Source organism: Cryobacterium sp. M23 (assembly GCF_002929655.1).
GTDB classification, from domain to species: domain Bacteria; phylum Actinomycetota; class Actinomycetes; order Actinomycetales; family Microbacteriaceae; genus Cryobacterium; species Cryobacterium sandaracinum.
Map to the genome: position 1 here is coordinate 39012 of NZ_PJJV01000055.1, position 18305 is coordinate 57316.

Sequence of the window (18305 nt, forward strand, 5' to 3'; positions counted from 1 at the left end):
AAGGACACACATAGTGGAATCCACCATTCTTGCCGAGATCACCGGCAATATCGCCACCGTAGGCTACGGTCTTGCCGCGATCGGCCCGGGTATCGGCATCGGTATCGTCGCCGGAAAGACCGTTGAAGCCATGGCTCGCCAGCCCGAACTCGCAGGCCGTCTCCAGGTCACAATGTTCCTCGGCATCGCGTTCACGGAGCTCCTTGCATTCATCGGTGTAGCCGTCTTCTTCATCTTCGTCTAGGGATCGCCACCATGCCTGAGCTTGTTCTGGCAGCAGAAGCGGAAACGAATCCGTTCCTTCCTGCCATCTACGACATCACCTGGTCGGCTGTTGTCTTCCTGGTCGTCATGGTCTTCTTCGTGCGCTTCGCGATCCCGCGTTTCCGCCAGATCCTCGACGATCGTGCGGAGGCCATTGAGGGCAACATCGCCAAGGCAGACGATGCCCAGCGCAAGGCCGAAGCTGTTCTCGAGCAGTACACGACCCAGCTGGCCGAGGCGAGGGCCGAGGCCGGCAGGATCCGCGACGCCGCCCGCGTCGACGGACAGACGATCGTGAACGAGCTCAAGGAGCAGGCCGTCATCGTCGCCGCTCGGGTAACCGCGACGGCGAAGGCTCAGATCGTGGCCGAACGTCAGGCCGCAGTGATTTCCCTGCGCAGCGAAGTCGGCACACTGGCCATCGACCTGGCCTCCGGCGTCATCGGCGAAAGCCTGACCGACGACGAAAAGGCCAGCGGCATCGTCGACCGATTCCTGGCTGACCTCGAGGCCTCGGAGAAAGTGGTCCGGTAATGGGTAGCGCCACCAGGGAAGCCTTAGTCTCAACACGGGCGGTTCTGTCCCGTCCCGGGGGAACGAACGACCTCGCGACCGGCGTCAATTTGTTGAACTCCGGTCGTGTGATTGGCCACACGTCACAGCTCCGGTCGGCTTTGGTCGACCCGTCAGCGGATGCGGCGGCGAAGGCCACCCTCGTGAGCGCAATCTTCTCGGGCGCAATGACGCCGACCGCGCTGGAGCTGCTTCAAGCCGCCTCCGCCGCACGCTGGTCGAACCACACCGATCTTCTGGCCGGCATCGAAGACCTCGGCCTGCGGGTGATCGCGTCTTCGGCCACGGTCCCCGGGCAGGTCGCGGAGGAACTGTTCGCGTTCGGCAAGACCGTGTCGTCCAACGGCGAGCTCGAACTCGCCCTCGCCTCCAAGCTCGGCACCACAGCGGCCAAGGTGAGTGTTGTTGACGCCCTCCTGGCCGGCAAGGTCTCCGAACAGACGCTCGCGATTGTTCGGCACCTGGTGCAGCAGCCCCGCGGCCGCCGCATTGGGGAATTGCTGCGCTACGCCGCATCCATCGTCGCGGACCAGTCGAACAGCTCGATCGCCACGATCACGTCGGCCGGCGCGCTGGCTCCGGAGCAGGTTGATCGCCTTCGAGCCAGCCTCACGGTGCGCTATGGGCGTCGGCTCACGATCAACGAGGTTGTCGACCCCGAAATTGTCGGGGGCGTCCGCGTTCAAATCGGTGACGACGTCATCGATGGCAGCATTGCCACCCGTCTTAAAGATCTGAGAATCCAGCTCGCTGGCTGACCGCTTCAGTCAGTACCACACACCTCGGGACGGCAGCGTCTCGTGCACGACAGAACCTGTACACCCAGTACAGAAAAGGGAAGATGATGGCAGAACTAACGATCAGCCCCGATGAGATCCGTGACGCTCTCCAGGACTTCGTGAAGTCCTACGAGCCGAACAAGACCGCGACGACCGAGGTTGGCTACGTCACCACGGCCGGCGACGGCATCGCGCACGTCGAGGGCCTTCCCAGCGTGATGGCGAACGAGCTCATCACGTTCGCGGACGGCACCCTCGGCCTCGCCCAGAACCTGGACGAAGACGAGATCGGCGTCGTCGTTCTCGGCGAGTTCGCCGGAATCGTCGAGGGCATGGAGGTGCACCGCACTGGTGAGGTCCTCTCCGTACCCGTCGGCGACGGCTACCTCGGCCGCGTCGTCGACCCGCTGGGGGCGCCCATCGACGGGCTCGGCGAGATCAAGAGCGAAGGCCGCCGCGCGCTGGAGCTACAGGCACCCGGCGTGATGGACCGCAAGTCGGTTCACGAGCCCATGCAGACCGGAATCAAGGCCATCGACGCCATGATCCCGATCGGCCGTGGCCAGCGTCAGCTGATCATCGGTGACCGCCAGACCGGCAAAACCGCGATCGCGATTGACACGATCATCAACCAGAAGGCCAACTGGGCGACGGGCGACGTGAACAAGCAGGTTCGTTGCATCTACGTCGCCATCGGTCAGAAGGGTTCCACGATCGCCGCCGTCAAGGGTGCGCTCGAGGATGCCGGAGTCATGGAGTTCACGACCATCGTCGCGTCCCCGGCCTCCGACCCGGCCGGCTTCAAGTACCTCGCCCCGTACACCGGCTCGGCCATCGGTCAGCACTGGATGTACGCCGGCAAGCACGTCCTCGTCATCTTCGACGACCTGTCCAAGCAGGCCGAGGCCTATCGTGCGGTGTCGCTGCTTCTGCGCCGCCCGCCGGGACGTGAGGCGTACCCCGGTGACGTGTTCTACCTGCACTCCCGTCTGCTCGAGCGTTGCGCCAAGCTGTCCGACGCCCTCGGTTCCGGATCGATGACCGGCTTGCCGATCATCGAGACCAAGGCGAACGATGTCTCTGCCTACATCCCGACCAACGTGATCTCGATCACCGACGGCCAGATCTTCCTGCAGTCCGACCTGTTCAACGCCAACCAGCGTCCCGCGGTCGACGTGGGCATCTCGGTCTCCCGAGTCGGCGGTGACGCTCAGGTCAAGTCGATCAAGAAGGTCTCCGGCACTCTGAAGCTCGAGCTGGCGCAATACCGGTCGCTCGAGGCCTTCGCGATGTTCGCCTCCGACCTCGACGCGACGAGCCGTCGCCAGCTCGGTCGTGGCGCACGCCTGACCGAGCTGCTCAAGCAGCCGCAGTACTCGCCGTACCCCGTCGAAGACCAGGTCGTCTCGATCTGGGCCGGCACGAACGGCAAGTTCGACGAGGTGCCCGTGGCCGACGTCCTGCGCTTCGAGCGTGGCCTGCTCGACCACCTGGGCCGCACCACGAGCGTACTCACGACACTGCGCGACACCAACGTTCTCGACGACGCGACCATCGCGACGCTCGAGATCGAGGTCGACAAGTTCAAGCAGGGATTCCAGACGGGCGAGGGCAAGCCGCTCGCCTCGGTGGGCAAGGAAGTCTTCGAGGCGATTCCCGCTGACAAGGTCAACCAGGAAAAGATCGTCAAGCACCGCCGCTAAGTGACATCGGCCGCGCTCCCGACTCGTCGAGCCGCGGGGCGCGGCCGGCATCACTCGATCGCCCGCACCAATTCAGCACTGACAAGGAAGCACAGGAGACACATGGGAGCGCAACTTCGGGTCTACCGGCAGAAGATCAAGTCTGCCCAGACGACTAAGAAGATCACTCGGGCCATGGAGTTGATCTCTGCCTCGCGCATTCAAAAGGCCAAGGCTCGCGTCGCCGCGTCAACCCCGTTCGCTCGTGCCGTCACGCAGGCGGTGTCCGCGGTAGCGACGTACTCGAATGTCGCCCACGTGCTCACGACCGAACCGGAGAAGATCGAGCGCGCTGCGGTCGTCATCTTCGCCTCCGACCGTGGTCTCGCGGGGGCGTTCAGCTCGCAGGTGCTGCGTGAGGCCGAATCGCTCAGCGAGCTGCTGCGCAGCCAGGGTAAGGACATCGTCTACTTCCTGGTGGGTCGCAAGGCCGCGGCGTACTTCAATTTCCGCCGCCGCGTCTCCGAGCGCATTTGGACCGGTTCCACCGATCAGCCGCAGTACGAGACCGCATGCGATATCAGCGACGCGCTGCTCGAGGCCTTCCTCCGCGAAGCGGACGACGGTGGCGTCGACGAGATTCACGTCGTCTACAACCGGTTCGTCAGCATGGTCACCCAGCTTCCTCAGGTTGTCCGGCTGCTTCCCCTCGAGGTCGTCGATGGCGTTGAGGAGCCTGGTGATAACCAGGTCCTGCCACTCTACGAGTTCGAACCGGACGTTGAAACGGTGCTGGACTCGCTCCTGCCCGTCTACATCGAGAGCCGTATCTTCAACTCCATGCTGCAGTCCGCCGCAGCCGAGCACGCCGCACGTCAGAAGGCCATGTCATCGGCCTCCGACAATGCGGACAAGCTGATCAAGGACTACACCCGGCTGTCCAACAACGCCCGGCAGACCGAGATCACGTCGCAGATTTCCGAGATCGTGGGTGGAGCCGACGCGCTCTCATCCGCCAAGCACTAAACCAGAGAAGAGAGAGCTATGACTGACACCGCAACCGCGCCAGTCCATGCACCGGTCGAGACCGTGGCCGTGGGCCGGATCGCCCGGGTCACGGGCCCGGTCGTCGACATCGAGTTCCCGCACGACTCGATTCCGGGCATGTACAACGCACTGAAGACCACCATCGTCATCGGTGATGTGTCGACCGTGATCACGCTGGAGGTTGCCCAGCACTTGGGCGACGACCTCATTCGCGCCATCGCGCTGAACCCGACCGACGGTCTGGTTCGTGGCCAGGAGGTCCGGGACACCGGCTCGCCCATCACGGTTCCCGTCGGGGACGTCACCAAGGGGCGCGTGTTCAACGCCATTGGCGAGGTGCTCAATGCGGAGCCCGGCGAGAAGATCGAAATCACTGAGCGCTGGCCCATCCACCGCAAGCCGCCGCCCTTCGACCAGCTGGAATCCAAGACGCAGCTGTTCGAGACCGGCATCAAGGTCATTGACCTGCTCACCCCGTACGTCTTGGGTGGAAAGATTGGCCTGTTCGGTGGTGCCGGCGTCGGCAAGACCGTTTTGATCCAGGAAATGATCCAGCGTGTCGCGCAGGACCACGGTGGAGTGTCCGTGTTCGCCGGTGTCGGTGAGCGCACCCGTGAGGGCAACGATCTCATCCACGAGATGGAAGAGGCGGGCGTATTCGACAAGACCGCCCTCGTGTTCGGCCAGATGGACGAGCCGCCGGGGACGCGTCTGCGCGTCGCCCTCTCCGCGCTCACCATGGCCGAGTACTTCCGCGATGTTGCCAAGCAGGATGTGTTGCTCTTCATCGACAACATCTTCCGGTTCACTCAGGCCGGCTCTGAGGTGTCGACCCTTTTGGGCCGCATGCCCAGCGCTGTGGGCTACCAGCCGACCCTGGCCGACGAGATGGGCATCCTGCAGGAGCGCATCACGTCGACCCGTGGCCACTCGATCACGTCGCTCCAGGCCATCTACGTGCCTGCTGACGACTACACCGACCCGGCCCCGGCGACCACGTTCGCCCACCTCGACGCCACCACCGAGCTGTCGCGTGAGATCGCTTCGAAGGGCCTCTACCCGGCCGTCGACCCGCTCACCTCGAGCAGCCGTATCCTCGACCCCCGCTACCTGGGTGCCGATCACTACAACACGGCCGTTCGCGTCAAGGCGATTCTGCAGAAGAACAAGGAACTGCAGGAGATCATCGCGATCCTCGGTGTCGACGAGCTTTCCGAGGAAGACAAGGTCACCGTCTCCCGCGCACGCCGCATCCAGCAGTTCCTGTCGCAGAACACCTACATGGCCAAGAAATTCACGGGCGTCGAGGGGTCCACGGTATCGCTTAAGGACACCATCGAATCCTTTACGGCGATTGCCAATGGTGACTTCGACCACGTGGCCGAGCAGGCATTCTTCAACGTCGGAGGCATCGCCGACGTCGAAGAGAAGTGGGCGAAAATCCAGAAGGAGAACGACTAGTCATGGCCGATTCTTCGCTCAAGGTCAGCGTCGTCGGGGCGGACCACGAGGTGTGGTCCGGCGAGGCGAGCATGGTTGTCGCCCGCACCGTCGAAGGCCAGATCGGAATCCTCCCCGGGCACGAGCCCATGCTGGCCATCCTGGCCAGCGGTGAGGTGCGCGTGACCCTGGGCGGCGGCGAGAAAATCGTCGCCGAGGCGGCGGACGGCTTCCTGTCGGTCGCCAACAATGTGGTCACGATCGTCGCTCGCAAGGCAGAACTCGTTTAGTCAGTGTGCTGATCCTTCTGCCGCCGTCCGAGACGAAACGTCACGGGGGCATCGAATTACCGCTTGACCTGCAGAGCCTCACGTACCCGTCGCTTGGACCCAAGCGGCGGGTACTTGTGCGTGCGCTGCAGTCGCTTGCGAAGCATCCGGATGCGATGATGTCGGCCCTAAGACTGGGTCGCACGCAGTCCGCGGAGGTGGAGCGCAATCGCGTGCTGTCCTCCGCCGCCACAATGCCGGCCATCGACCGGTACACCGGCGTCGTCTATGACGCCCTCGACGCCGCCAGCCTCTCCCCGCTGGAACGCGACTGGGCAGGCCGGAACGTCCTCGTGCATTCCGCCCTGTTCGGGCCGGTCGGCGCTCTCGATCTCCTCCCGGCCTACCGGCTGTCCTGCGATTCCAGGCTGCCGGAGCTGCCGCTGAAGAAGCACTGGGCGGGCGCTGTGGGTTGCGTTCTGGCGGGGTCAGCGGGGCTCCTGCTGGATCTCCGCTCGAACGGGTACGTGGCGCTCGGCCCCGCGCCGGTGCGGCCCGACGCGGTGTTTCTGCGCGTGGTCACGGAGACGGCGGACGGCCAGACGCGAGCCGTGAACCACTTCAACAAGACGGCCAAGGGGAACTTCACCCGGGCTCTGATCCGGCACGGTCGGTCCTTCGACACCGCCGTAGAGCTGCTCGACTGGGCACCGGGGGCAGGCTTCGATTTGCGCCCGGGAGCGGTCCGGGAACTGAATCTGGTCGTCGCCGCCGAGGTTGCCGCAACCCTAGGCTGACGCGGGCACATTCCGGCCCTAGGCTGGCTTTCGTGTCCACACCAATGAATGTCACCGTCACCGGCGCCGGCGGACAGATCGGCTATTCGCTGCTCTTCCGGATCGCGTCCGGAGACCTCCTCGGTCCGAGCGTTCCCGTCAACCTGACCCTGATGGAGATCCCCTCGGGGCGCGCAGCAGCCGAGGGCACCGCCCTCGAACTGCAGGACTGCGCGTTCCCTCTCCTGCGCTCCGTGACGGTCACCGAAGACCCCGTGCGCGCCTTCGACGGCGTCAACATCGCCCTCCTGGTCGGATCCCGCCCTAGAGCCGTCGGCATGGAGCGCGTCGCGCTGCTCGAAAGCAACGGCCGCATCTTCGGTCCGGTGGGGGCCGCCCTCAACGCGGGCGCGGCATCCGACGTGCGCGTGCTGGTCGTGGGCAACCCCGTCAACACCAACGCCCTGGTGACCAGTGCCTTCGCCCCCGACATCCCCGCCGACCGGTTCACCGCCATGACGCGACTGGACCACAACCGCGGCATCGCTCAGCTGGCAAGCCGGCTGCAGGTGCACGTCGCCGAACTCGACGGTCTCACCATCTGGGGCAACCACTCCGCCAGCCAGTACCCGGATGTCTTCCACGCCACCGCCGGGGGATGTCCGGTCTCCGAGCTGGTGGCGCAGGACTGGCTCGTCGACGACTTCATCCCCCGGGTGGCGAACCGAGGCTACGAAATCATTCAGGCCCGCGGGGCATCGTCCGCGGCCTCCGCGGCCAGCGCAGCCATCGACCACGTTTACGACTGGGTCAACGGGACCGGTGAGCGGTGGACCTCGGCGGGCGTCAGCTCCGACGGCTCTTACGGCGTCCCGGAGGGGCTCGTATGTTCCTTCCCGGTTCGGGCTGTCGACGGCCGCTGGCAGATCGTGCCGGACCTGGCTATCAACGCGTTCTCGCGGGCGAGGATCGACGCGTCCGTCGCGGAGCTGATCGAGGAGCGCGAGGCCGTACGGGCACTCGGCCTGCTGCCGTCCCTCCGATAGACGCGCGAGTCCTGATGGCTGGGGGGCGATGAGGATTCGCGGATGGGGGGCTTCGAAGCGGTTGTTTTCGATGCACACGTCGGAGAGCCGTGACCGCGAGAGGGAGGGGGATGAACGTGCGCTCCGACCGCCGTATGTCTGAGTCCGAGGCCTCGCGGCGACTCCGTCCCGAACGAATTCGACGGAGATTCGGCCCGAATATCCCCTAAATCCCAGAAATGTGCTCATTTTCGGCAGAATCTCCGTCGAATTGGTTCGACACCGGACACGGCGCTCCGCCTGTGATGAACGGCGTCCACACGGTGCAGTCAGGGCTGAAGTGCGGGGGCGACAGAACCAATCGTTCAGGACTTACTCGCCTCGAGGAGCACCTCACGCACAACAGTGCCGGTCGGGCAGCCCGCGTTCGGGCAGCCCGTGGTCGGGCAGCGCGGCGGCTGGCAGGGCGGCGGTCGGCATAGCGTCAGCCGTCGGCGTTGTGGGGTCAGGCGTCGTTCGACCGATGGCATCCACTCAGGTGGTCGTCGACGAGGCCAGCCGACTGCATCAGGGCGTACATGGTGGTGGGGCCGACGAACGTGTAGCCCCGGGTGCGCAACTCCCGGCTCAGTGCCATCGATTGCATTGTGGTCGCCGGGACCTCGCCGAGCTCCCGCAGCCGGGGGCCGCGGGGTTCGGGCGCGAAGCTCCAGATCAGCTCGGTCAGGCTCTCGCCGAGGTCTCGGGTGACCCGGGCGTTCCGGATGGTGGCCTCGATCTTGCCGCGGTGCCGGATGATGCTCGCATCCGCGAGGAGCCGGGCGACGTCGACGTCGTCCATCACGGCCACGCGGTCGACGTCGAAGTCGTAAAAGGCGGCCCGGAAGGCTGGCCGACGTCGCAGGATGGTGATCCAGGACAGGCCGGCCTGGAACCCCTCGAGGCACAGCTTCTCGAACAGCAGCCTCTCGTCCCGGAGCGGACGCCCCCACTCTTCGTCGTGGTAGCGCTGGTATTCGGGGTCGCCGCCGACCCAGCCGCAGCGGATGAGCCCGTCATCGCCGAGCTTCAGTGAGGCGGATGTCGTGGCCTCGGCTGGCAGCGCGCTGGTCGCCGGGGTGCTCATGAGCGGTGCTCGATGCCCTCGTGGTCGAGGAGCCAGACCTTGGTGGGCACTCCGCTGCCGCCGCTGTAGCCGGTGATGCGACGGTCGGCGGCGAGCACCCGGTGGCAGCCGATCAGGATCGGAACGGGGTTCGCCCCGACGGCGCCGCCCACGGCCCGGCCGGACCCCGGCTTGCCCAGCGATCGTCCCAGCTCGCCGTACGAGGTCGCCTCGCCGAAGCCGAGCTCGGACAGTCGCTGCCAGACGCCCTGCTGGAACGCAGTGCCCCCGCTCGGCGCCACGGGCAGGTCGAAAACCGTGCGGGTGCCGCCGAAGTACTCCGCCAATTGGTGCGCGGCCCGGTCGAGCAGGGGCGACGGGGCTTCCGGGGTCTCGTCGAGGGGCAGCTGTCCGTCGCGTTCGATGGAGAGGGAGAGGATGCGCTCGGCGTCACTCGTGAGTTCCAGCCGCCCTATGGGGCTGGGCAGCCGGATCAGGAAGGTTCCGATGGTCGTCATGCCTCGACTGTAGTCGGCGGCGCCCTGCGCACAGCGCGGGTTTCGGACCTGGCGTGGGAAGAGCGCCGGGCTGGGCTGGGGAGGAGCCGGCCGGCTTCAGGCGAGCCGGGTGTGGGGATACTCGGGGGACCGGTGCTGGAATGCCAGGATGTCGGGATTCCGGATGATCCCCTCGTGGATCTCGATGGCCCGCCGAAGGGTCTCGTTGGCGGTCCAAGCGGCATCGCCCGTAAGGACCTCGCGCAGGTACGGCAACAGCGCCTCGCTGATCTCCCAGGTGGCGGAGTTCCAGAGGTACGACGGGCTGTGGTCGACCGCGTAGTAGGTGACGTTGGTGCCGACCCGGAAGGTCGGTTCGTCGAACGTCGTCGATTTCGCCCAACTGAAACCCATGCCGGTGTCGCAGGACACGTCGATGATCAGCGACCCCGGGGCCACCATCGGGAGGTCATCGTCGCTCAGGAAGATGAGCGGGGCATTTGGGTCCTGCAGCACGCAGTTCACGATGACGTCGTGGCCGGCGAGAAACTCGGGCAGCGGCACCCGTTCGTTTCCCGGCAGGGCGAAGTTCCCGTTCGTGCCGTCGCCGTGGTCGAGCTGCACGATCTGGGCGGAGTGGATCGGGGAGCTGACCGCGGTCACGTCGCGATTGGTCAGCACCGTGACATCGTAGACACCGAGGGCGTTGAGCGCCGTCACGGCGCCCCGGGCGGTGGCCCCGAAGCCGATCACCGCGGCACGCTGCTTGCGGCCGTAGTCACCCGTCGAACCGATCAGGGACAGGGCGTGCAGCACGGAGCAATACCCGGCGAGCTCGTTGTTCTTGTGCAGCACGTGCAGGTGGAACTCGCCGCCTCCGGTCCAGTGGTTCATCGCCTCGAACGCGATCAGGGTCAGCCGCTTGTCGATGGCAAGCTGGGTGAGTTTCTCATCCTGCACGCAGTGCGGCCAGCCCCAGAGCACCTGTCCGTCGCGCAGTGCCGCGACATCCGCCAGCAGAGGCTTGGCGAGCAGGATGACGTCGCACTCCCGGATGAGGTCCGCGCGCGAGCAAAGCCCTCCCACGAGCGGGGCCAGCTGCTCGTCCGACACGCCGAACTGCTCGCCGTAGCCGCGCTCGAGAAACATTCGCTCCCGGAGGTCCGGATCGATCCGTTCGACATGTGACGGATGAATGGGCAAGCGCCGTTCATTCGGCTTACCGGAACGCGACATGACGCCGAGCGTGAAACGACTCACTGGTACCCCTTTGTAGTTGAGTCCTGTCTAGCACAGGCCGGCGAGCCTAATGTGGAGGGATGGAGCAGATGGAGTACCGCAGACTGGGCAATTCGGGGCTCATGGTGTCCACGATCGGGTTGGGCTGCAACAACTTCGGACGCGCCGGAACCGCGACGGAGGGCCAGGCCGGAACCACCGCCGTCGTCAACGCGGCCGTCGACGCCGGGATCACCCTGTTGGACACGGCCGACATCTACGGCGCGGAACGCGGCCTCAGCGAGACCCTGATGGGTTACGCGCTGCGGGGCAAGCGCGACCAGATCGTGCTCGCCTCGAAGTTCGGCATGGACATGAACGGTCGGAACGGACCCGACTGGGGCGCCCGCGGCTCACGTCGCTACATTCGACTGGCCGTCGAGGCGTCCCTCCGGCGCCTGCAGACCGACTGGATCGACCTCTACCAACTGCACCAGCCTGACCCGAACACCCCGATCGAAGAGACCCTGCAGACCCTCGACGACCTCATCCGCGAGGGAAAGGTGCGCTATATCGGCCACTCCAACCTGGCCGGCTGGCAGATCGCCGAGGCGGAGTTCACCGCCCGGCTGACGGGGCATCCGCGGTTCGTTTCGGCGCAAAACGAGTACAGCCTGCTGGTGCGTGACGCCGAAGACGAGGTGCTGCCGGCCGTCAACGCCTACGGGCTCGGCTTCCTGCCGTTCTTCCCCCTCTACAACGGGCTCTTCACAGGCAAGTTCTCCCGTGCGGGCGGCCCCGCCGACAGCCGCATCATGATGGTCCGGCCGCACCTGGCCCGGAACGCGCCTTGGGACGTCATCGAAAAGTACGAAGCGTTCTGCGACCAGCGCGGCGTGACCATGCTCGCCGCCACCTTCGCCTGGCTGCTGGCCCAGCCGGGGCTCACCAGCATCATCGCCGGAGCAACCCGCCCGGAACAGATCTTGCAGAACGCCACCGAGGGCAGCGCGTGGAGGCCGTCGCCCGAGGACGTGGCCTGGATCTCGGACCTCTTCGCCTGAACCGTCCTCTCTGGAACCTGAACCCCGATTCCACCTTGTGAGTGAGTGCTCACTCATATAAGCTGGGGGGATGTCCGTCAAATCTGCGCGCGCGAAAGCCCTGTCCGTCGAGGACCGGCAGTCGATGATCCTCGACGCGGTCACGCCGCTGCTGATCGAGCACGGCCAGACCGTCACCACTCGACAGATCGCCCAGTGCGCCGGGATCGCCGAGGGCACCATCTTCCGAGCCTTCGACAGCAAGGACAACCTGCTCCGGGCGGCCATGGACCGTCAGCTCGACCCCGAGCCGTTCCGTCTCGAACTTGCCGCGCTCGACCGTGAGCTCCCGCTCGAGGAACGGGTGCGCGCCATGGTCTCCCTGCTGCGCCGCCGCTTCGCGCAGGTCTTCGCGCTGATGACGGCGGTGGGCTCGATGGGCAGACCCCACACCCACGACGTCGCGCACGAGTTCACCGTGCTGCTCGCCGACGTGCTCGCGCCTGACCTCCTGCGCCTCACGGTTGCCCCGGAGCGGTCAGGGCAGGTCATCCGGATGATCGCGCTTGCGGCATCCGTGCCCCACATAACGGCCGGCCCCGACTTCGACGACGATGAGCTCACCGCCCTCATCCTCTACGGCATCATCGGCTTCCCGACGCCGCCGAACGCCCCCTGCTAGGAGATCCGATGCTCTGGAAACTGCTCGTGAAATACCTGCGGCCGTACCGGCGGCTGCTGGCAGCCGTCGTCGTGTTCCAGCTGGCCCAGTCGATCGCCTCGCTCTATCTGCCCACCCTCAACGCCGACATCATCGATGAGGGCGTCGCCACGGGAGACACCGTGTACATCCTGCGCATCGGTGGTCTGATGCTGCTGATCACCCTGTTCCAGATCGTGTGCGCGATCGTCGCCGTCTACTTCGGCGCGAAGGCCGCCATGGGGCTCGGACGCGACCTGCGCGGCGCCGTCTTCACCCGAGTCGACGAGTTCTCCGAGCAGGAGGTCACCCGGTTCGGCGCCCCGTCGCTGATCACCCGGTCGACCAACGACGTGCAGCAGGTGCAGATGCTCGTGCTGATGACCGCCACCATGATGGTCACCGCACCGATCCTGTCCATCGGCGGCGTGATCATGGCCATCCGGCAGGACGTGCAGCTATCCTGGTTGATCGCCGTGAGCGTGCCCGTGCTGTTGATCGCGGTCGGGCTGATCATCGCGCGGATGGTGCCGCTGTTCCGCCTGATGCAGACCCGCATCGACACGGTGAACCGGGTGCTGCGGGAACAGCTCACGGGCATCCGCGTCATCCGGGCGTTCGTGCGCGAAGACGTCGAGTCCGTGCGGTTCGGCAAGGCGAACACGGATGTCACCGACACCGCCCTTCAGGCCGGCCGCCTGATGGCCCTGATGTTTCCGGTCGTCATGCTCGTCCTGAACGTCTCCAGCGTGGCCGTGATCTGGTTCGGGGCGTTCCGGATCGAGGACGGGTCCATGCAGGTCGGCACCCTGGTTGCCTTCCTCAGCTACCTGATGCAGATCCTGATGGCCGTGATGATGGCCACGTTCATGGCCGTGATGATCCCGCGGGCGACCGTGTCGGCCGACCGGATCGGCGAAGTGCTCGAGACCGAGTCCAGCGTGCGCCCGCCGCGCCACCCCGTCGTCGACAGTATCGGCCGCGGAGAGGTGGAACTCGTGGACGTGGGCTTCGCCTACCCCGGCGCCGAGCAGCCGGTGCTCTCCGACGTGAGCTTTACCGTGCATCAGGGGCAGACCACCGCGATCATCGGCAGCACCGGATCGGGCAAGACCACCCTGGTCAACCTGCTGCCTCGCCTCTTCGACGCCACCAACGGCAGCGTGCGGGTCGACGGGGTGGACGTGCGCGAGCTCCACCCTGACCTGCTCTGGGGCAGCATCGGGCTGGTGCCGCAGAAGCCGTATCTGTTCTCCGGCACCGTGCGCAGCAACCTTCTCTACGGCAAGCCCGACGCCACTGAGGCGGAACTCTGGGAGGCACTGACCATCGCGCAGGCCCGCAACTTCGTGGCGGAGATGCCGGACGGCCTCGATGCCCCGATCGCGCAGGGCGGCATGAATGTGTCCGGCGGGCAGCGGCAGCGCCTGGCCATTGCCCGGGCCCTGGTCAAACGGCCCGAACTCTATATCTTCGACGACTCGTTCTCCTCGCTCGACCTGGCGACGGATGCTCGGCTGCGCCAGGCACTGGCCGTCGGCACGGGCGGCGCCACCATGGTGATCGTCGCCCAGAGGGTGTCGACCATCGTCGGCGCCGATCAGATCCTGGTGATCGAAGGCGGACGCATCGTCGGCCGCGGCACCCACGACGAGCTGCTCGAGTCGAACGAGACCTATCAGGAAATCGTGTCGTCCCAGTTGGCGGCGGAGGAAGCAGTATGAGCCAGACATCCGGGGCCTCGGCCCGCCCGCACGCGCGGGGCCCCGGCCACGGTCCGTTCGGCGGTATGAGCGCCCCCGCCGAGAAGGCCATGAACTTCGGCCCGTCGGCGAAACGGCTGCTCGGCAAGCTGCGCCCCGAGCGTCTGTGGCTCGGTCTGGTCCTGGTTCTCGCCGTCGCGAGTGTCACGTTCTCCGTGCTCGGACCGCGTCTGCTCGGCGAAGGCACGAACCTGATCTTCTCCGGCGTCATCTCCCAGGACCTGCCTGCCGGCCTGAGCCAGGCCCAGGTGATCGACCAGCTGCGCGCCTCCGGCGACACCGGCAAGGCCGACCTGCTCAGCGGGATGACGCTGACGCCCGGCCAGGGAATCGACTTCGCGATGCTCTCCACCGTGCTGCTCTGGGCGATGGCGCTCTACTTGCTGTCCTCGGTGTTCGCCTACGTGCAGGCCTATGTGCTCAACGGCGTCGTGCAGCGTACCGTGTTCCGGCTCCGCAGCGAGATCGAGGCGAAGATCAACCGCCTCCCGCTGCGCTACTTCGACACGGTGCAGCGAGGCGAGCTGCTCAGCCGGGTCACCAACGACGTGGACAACGTCTCACAGAGCCTGCAGCAGTCGCTGAGCCAGGCCGTCACCTCTCTGCTCACCGTGGTGGGCGTCATCGTGATGATGTTCCTGCTCTCGCCTCTCCTGGCCCTGATCGCCCTGGTCACAGTGCCGCTGACCCTGGTCACGACCGTCCTGATCGCCCAGCGCTCGCAGAAGTTGTTCGTCGCACAGTGGACCCACACCGGCGAGCTGAACGGCCAGATCGAGGAGACCTTCACCGGCCACGCCCTGGTCAAGGTGTTCGGCCGCCAGAAGGAGGTCGAGCAACGCTTCCGGGCCAAGAACGACGAGCTCTACGAGGCCAGCTTCGGCGCCCAGTTCGTCAGCGGCCTGATCATGCCGGCGATGACATTCATCGGCAACCTCGTCTACGTCGGGATCGCCGTCGTCGGCGGCCTCCAGGTGGCATCCGGGGCCATGCAGCTCGGCGATGTGCAGGCGTTCATCCAGTATTCCCGCCAATTCACCCACCCGCTGGCCCAACTCGGGTCGATGGCGAACCTGCTGCAGTCCGGCGTCGCCTCCGCCGAGCGGGTCTTCGTCCTGCTCGACGCCGATGAGCAGAGCCCCGACCCGGAGCGCGCCGAGGCACCCACGACCGCCCACGGCCGGCTGGTCTTCGAGAACGCCTCGTTCCGCTACACGGCGGACAAGCCGCTGATCGACAACCTCAGCCTGGCGGCCGAGCCCGGCCAGACCGTGGCCATCGTGGGCCCCACCGGGGCAGGCAAGACCACCCTGGTGAACCTGATGATGCGCTTCTACGAGCTCGACGCCGGCCGGATCACGCTCGATGGCGTGGACGTGCGCCGAATGACCCGCGACGACCTGCGTGGACGCATGGGCATGGTGCTACAGGACACCTGGCTGTTTGGCGGCACGATCCGCGACAACATCGCCTACGGGCGTCCGGATGCCACGGAGAAGGAGATCCTGGACGCGGCGCGCACGACCTACGTGGACCGGTTCGTGCACACGCTGCCCGACGGCTACAACACCGTACTCGACGACGAGGGCAGCAACGTCAGCGCCGGCGAGAAGCAGCTGCTCACCATCGCCCGCGCGTTCCTCGCCAAGCCCAGCGTGCTGATCCTGGACGAGGCGACCAGCTCCGTCGACACGCGCACCGAGGTGCTCGTGCAGAAAGCGATGCGCGCCCTCCGCGCCGACCGCACCAGCTTCGTGATCGCGCACCGGCTCTCCACGATTCGGGACGCCGACCTGATCCTGGTGATGGAGGCCGGCCGGATCGTCGAGCAGGGCACGCACGAGGAACTGCTGGCAACGGATGGCGCGTACCACGCCCTCTACACCGCCCAGTTCGCGGCGGCGGTCGCCGACGAGATCTAGGGGCTGTCTCCGAGACCGAGCCACAGGTGCTCCCTCCGGAACGAATTCGACGGAGATTTTGCCCAAAGCGGCCCCAGAATGACCAAAAACCGCATTGGAGACCAGAATCTCCGTCGAATTGGTTCGGTCAGGCCCGGCGGTGCGCCTCCAACTCGCGCGCGCAGTCGATGCACAGCTCCGCGGACGGCCGGGCCTCGAGTCGTTCCCGGCCGATCGGTTCGCCCCGGCGGGTGCAGAACCCGTAGCTGCCGTCCGCGATGCGCGCCAAGGCCTGGTCGATCGCCGCGGACTGCGCCGCCAGGTCGCTGTGCACACCCGAGATGCGCGACCACTCCATGGTCAGGGTGGGTCCTTCGGGGTCGTGCTCGTCGTCGGCGGTGCCGGCGTTTCTGGCCTCGATCACACCGTCGAGGGTGGTGCCGATCCGGCCGAGCGCGATGTCGAGGTCGCGGCGCTGATGGCGGAGCAGCTTCTCGAAGTGCCGCAGGTCGGCGGGGGTCAGTTTCGTCCGGGTGGGCATAAGCGTCTACTCCGCTGCCGGGGGGCGACGTGAGCCGCCGGCGCGCACTGTCGATCCGTCATTCCGGTGCATGATTCCCGTCCTCTCAAGCTGGGCACGGCAATGCGCCGGCACGCTGCGTGGTTTTCGCTGTTGAAGATACGCCCGCGCCGGCCGGCTGTCGCGGGGCTGCGAGGGGTCGCTTCAGGCGACCATGACCGGGATATCGTGCAGGCCGGTGGCCCCATCGGGGATCACGTCCCGGCGCACGGAAGTCTGCACCAGGCCCGCGGCATCCGTCGCCCGCACCCGCAGGGTGTGCCGCCCGGCCGATGCCGACCAGACCCAGCTCCACTGCCGCCAAGTGTCGGCCGAGATCGCGTCGGCCAGGGTCGCGTCGTTCCAGGCTCCGTCGTCAACTTGCACCTGCACGCCGCGGATGCCCACGTACTGCGACCAGGCCACACCCGCCACGATCACCGGTCCGGCCGCGACGTCGGCGTTACGGCTCGGCACATCGATCCGGGAGGAGAGCTTGACCGGTCCTCGGGCGGTCCAGCCGCGCGTCGTCCAATAGGCGGTCTCCCGGTCGAAGCGGGTCACGTTCAACTCGACCACCCATTTCGTGGCCGACACGTAACCGTAGAGCCCGGGCACGACCATGCGCACCGGGTAGCCGTGCTCGAGGGGGAGCGGCTCCCCGTTCATCCCCACCGCGAGGATCGCGTTGCGGTCGTCGGTGAGAACCTCCAGCGGGGTGCCCGCGGTCCAGCCGTCCTCGCTGCGGGAGAGCACCATGTCGGCCCCGGCGAGAGGCCGGGCCCGCGCCAGCAACAGGCGGATCGGGTAGCCCAGCCAGGTCGCGTTGCCGATCAGGTCGCCGCCGACGGCGTTGGAGACGCAGGCGAGAGTGGTCGTGCTCTCCTCGAGGGGCAGGGCGAGGAGCTCGGCGAAGTCGATCTCGATCTCCCTCTCGACCATCCCGGTGACCGTCAGCGTCCAGGTTCCCGGGTCGATCCGGGGCACCTGCAGGGCGGTGTCGATGCGGTAGAAGTCGGCGTTCGGGGTGATCAGCGGAGTGAGGCCGGGGATGTCCAGCGCGGCACCGTCTGGGATCGGGGCACCGGGAACGGCCGCGGCCGGCAGTGTGAAGCGCGCGCGCGCGGCATCCGTCGCCCGGATACCGACCGAGATCAGCTGCCCGCCGGCCGCGGCGAGCACGCCCAGGCCGGCGCTGGCCCCGGCCCAGACCAGGAACCGACGGCGGTCCGGGGCGGATGCCTCGGCGCCTGCGGGCGTGCGGCGCAGCTGGGCGACCATCACCGTGAGGAGCACGGCCGAAACGACCATCGCCAGCACTGCGGGCATCGCTTCGAAGGCGGCGGTGTTCTCCCGGGACAGCACCGCGAAGACGGCCAGCGCGCCGGCCAGGGCCACGAGGACCCGGCCGATCGGCGGCCACCGGAACTCCAGCACCCCGGCGGCGGCGGCCAGCACCACGGCACCGAGCGCGACGCAGAACACCAGTACGACCTTGTCGGCCGTGCCGAACAGGGCGATGACGAGTTCCTTCAACCAGGCCGGGGCGCGGTCGATGACCAGCGCGCCGACGGCGAAGATCGGGCTGCCCACCGGGGCGAGCAGGGCGGCCGTCAGCTCGGCCGCGCCGAGGCCGGCCAGGGCGGCGGCCACGCCGGCCGTCG

At 66.8% G+C, this 18305-nt stretch carries 18 protein-coding genes; 13 read left to right on the plus strand and 5 right to left on the minus strand.

The features are described from left to right. Nucleotides 1-13: 13 nt before the first annotated feature. The 9 genes from atpE (at nucleotide 14) to CXY82_RS04040 (ending at nucleotide 7876) form a co-directional block, all read left to right on the plus strand. Nucleotides 14-244, plus strand: coding sequence for an ATP synthase F0 subunit C (gene atpE / locus CXY82_RS04000; RefSeq protein WP_174720104.1), 231 nt, complete (start codon nucleotides 14-16; stop codon nucleotides 242-244). Nucleotides 245-255: 11 nt separating this feature from the next. Next, entirely contained in the window at nucleotides 256-798 is a 543-nt protein-coding gene (locus CXY82_RS04005; protein ID WP_104169785.1) for a F0F1 ATP synthase subunit B, read from the plus strand. Beyond that, nucleotides 798-1595: a F0F1 ATP synthase subunit delta gene (locus CXY82_RS04010; RefSeq protein WP_104169786.1), complete on the plus strand. Its 798-nt coding sequence runs from the start codon at nucleotides 798-800 to the stop codon at nucleotides 1593-1595. Before CXY82_RS04005 ends, CXY82_RS04010 begins: the two co-directional genes overlap by 1 nt. Before the next feature lie 86 nt (nucleotides 1596-1681). Beyond that, the gene (gene atpA, locus CXY82_RS04015) at nucleotides 1682-3319 is read left to right on the plus strand and encodes a F0F1 ATP synthase subunit alpha (RefSeq protein WP_104099721.1); all 1638 of its coding nucleotides are present in this window, start codon (nucleotides 1682-1684) and stop codon (nucleotides 3317-3319) included. Between the two features lie 102 nt (nucleotides 3320-3421). Further along, on the plus strand, nucleotides 3422-4324 hold the full coding sequence (locus CXY82_RS04020) for a F0F1 ATP synthase subunit gamma (RefSeq protein WP_104169787.1): 903 nt from the start codon (nucleotides 3422-3424) through the stop codon (nucleotides 4322-4324). Nucleotides 4325-4342: 18 nt separating this feature from the next. Then, nucleotides 4343-5806: a F0F1 ATP synthase subunit beta gene (gene atpD, locus CXY82_RS04025; RefSeq protein WP_104099706.1), complete on the plus strand. Its 1464-nt coding sequence runs from the start codon at nucleotides 4343-4345 to the stop codon at nucleotides 5804-5806. 2 nt (nucleotides 5807-5808) lie between these two features. Continuing rightward, nucleotides 5809-6075: a F0F1 ATP synthase subunit epsilon gene (locus CXY82_RS04030; protein ID WP_104169788.1), complete on the plus strand. Its 267-nt coding sequence runs from the start codon at nucleotides 5809-5811 to the stop codon at nucleotides 6073-6075. Between the two features lie 5 nt (nucleotides 6076-6080). After that, nucleotides 6081-6851 (plus strand): YaaA family protein, encoded by a 771-nt coding sequence (locus tag CXY82_RS04035; RefSeq protein ID WP_104169789.1) that lies wholly within the window; start codon nucleotides 6081-6083, stop codon nucleotides 6849-6851. Nucleotides 6852-6895: 44 nt separating this feature from the next. Further along, nucleotides 6896-7876 (plus strand): malate dehydrogenase, encoded by a 981-nt coding sequence (locus CXY82_RS04040; protein ID WP_104169790.1) that lies wholly within the window; start codon nucleotides 6896-6898, stop codon nucleotides 7874-7876. A gap of 484 nt (nucleotides 7877-8360) precedes the next feature. Here the strand turns inward: CXY82_RS04040 and CXY82_RS04045 are convergent, their stop codons facing one another. The 3 genes from CXY82_RS04045 to CXY82_RS04055 all read right to left on the minus strand — a co-directional run bounded on the left by CXY82_RS04045 (nucleotide 8361) and on the right by CXY82_RS04055 (nucleotide 10693). After that, the gene (locus CXY82_RS04045; RefSeq protein ID WP_104169791.1) at nucleotides 8361-8981 is read right to left on the minus strand and encodes a DNA-3-methyladenine glycosylase I; all 621 of its coding nucleotides are present in this window, start codon (nucleotides 8979-8981) and stop codon (nucleotides 8361-8363) included. Continuing rightward, nucleotides 8978-9478 (minus strand): methylated-DNA--[protein]-cysteine S-methyltransferase, encoded by a 501-nt coding sequence (locus CXY82_RS04050; protein ID WP_104169792.1) that lies wholly within the window; start codon nucleotides 9476-9478, stop codon nucleotides 8978-8980. The genes CXY82_RS04045 and CXY82_RS04050 overlap by 4 nt, the downstream gene beginning before the upstream one ends. Before the next feature lie 96 nt (nucleotides 9479-9574). Then, nucleotides 9575-10693: a N(5)-(carboxyethyl)ornithine synthase gene (locus CXY82_RS04055; RefSeq protein WP_199180878.1), complete on the minus strand. Its 1119-nt coding sequence runs from the start codon at nucleotides 10691-10693 to the stop codon at nucleotides 9575-9577. 83 nt (nucleotides 10694-10776) lie between these two features. Here CXY82_RS04055 and CXY82_RS04060 point away from each other — a divergent pair, with 83 nt between their 5' ends. From CXY82_RS04060 to CXY82_RS04075, 4 genes are all read left to right on the plus strand, one after another. After that, the gene (locus CXY82_RS04060; RefSeq protein WP_104169794.1) at nucleotides 10777-11739 is read left to right on the plus strand and encodes an aldo/keto reductase; all 963 of its coding nucleotides are present in this window, start codon (nucleotides 10777-10779) and stop codon (nucleotides 11737-11739) included. 70 nt (nucleotides 11740-11809) lie between these two features. Continuing rightward, nucleotides 11810-12400, plus strand: coding sequence for a TetR/AcrR family transcriptional regulator (locus CXY82_RS04065; protein ID WP_104169795.1), 591 nt, complete (start codon nucleotides 11810-11812; stop codon nucleotides 12398-12400). A gap of 8 nt (nucleotides 12401-12408) precedes the next feature. Continuing rightward, nucleotides 12409-14142: an ABC transporter ATP-binding protein gene (locus CXY82_RS04070; protein ID WP_104169796.1), complete on the plus strand. Its 1734-nt coding sequence runs from the start codon at nucleotides 12409-12411 to the stop codon at nucleotides 14140-14142. Then, nucleotides 14139-16103, plus strand: a complete 1965-nt coding sequence (locus CXY82_RS04075) for an ABC transporter ATP-binding protein (protein WP_104169797.1) — start codon at nucleotides 14139-14141, stop codon at nucleotides 16101-16103. Before CXY82_RS04070 ends, CXY82_RS04075 begins: the two co-directional genes overlap by 4 nt. Nucleotides 16104-16230: 127 nt before the next feature. Here CXY82_RS04075 and CXY82_RS04080 read toward each other — a convergent pair whose 3' ends face one another. Together CXY82_RS04080 and CXY82_RS04085 are read right to left on the minus strand one after the other, a co-directional pair. Next, nucleotides 16231-16623 carry a TraR/DksA C4-type zinc finger protein gene (locus CXY82_RS04080; RefSeq protein ID WP_104169798.1) on the minus strand — a complete coding sequence of 131 codons (393 nt, stop codon included), beginning with the start codon at nucleotides 16621-16623 and terminating at the stop codon, nucleotides 16231-16233. Nucleotides 16624-16806: 183 nt separating this feature from the next. Beyond that, nucleotides 16807-18305 (minus strand): molybdopterin-dependent oxidoreductase (locus tag CXY82_RS04085; protein WP_104169803.1); only part of this gene is annotated, 1499 nt, incomplete at its 5' end.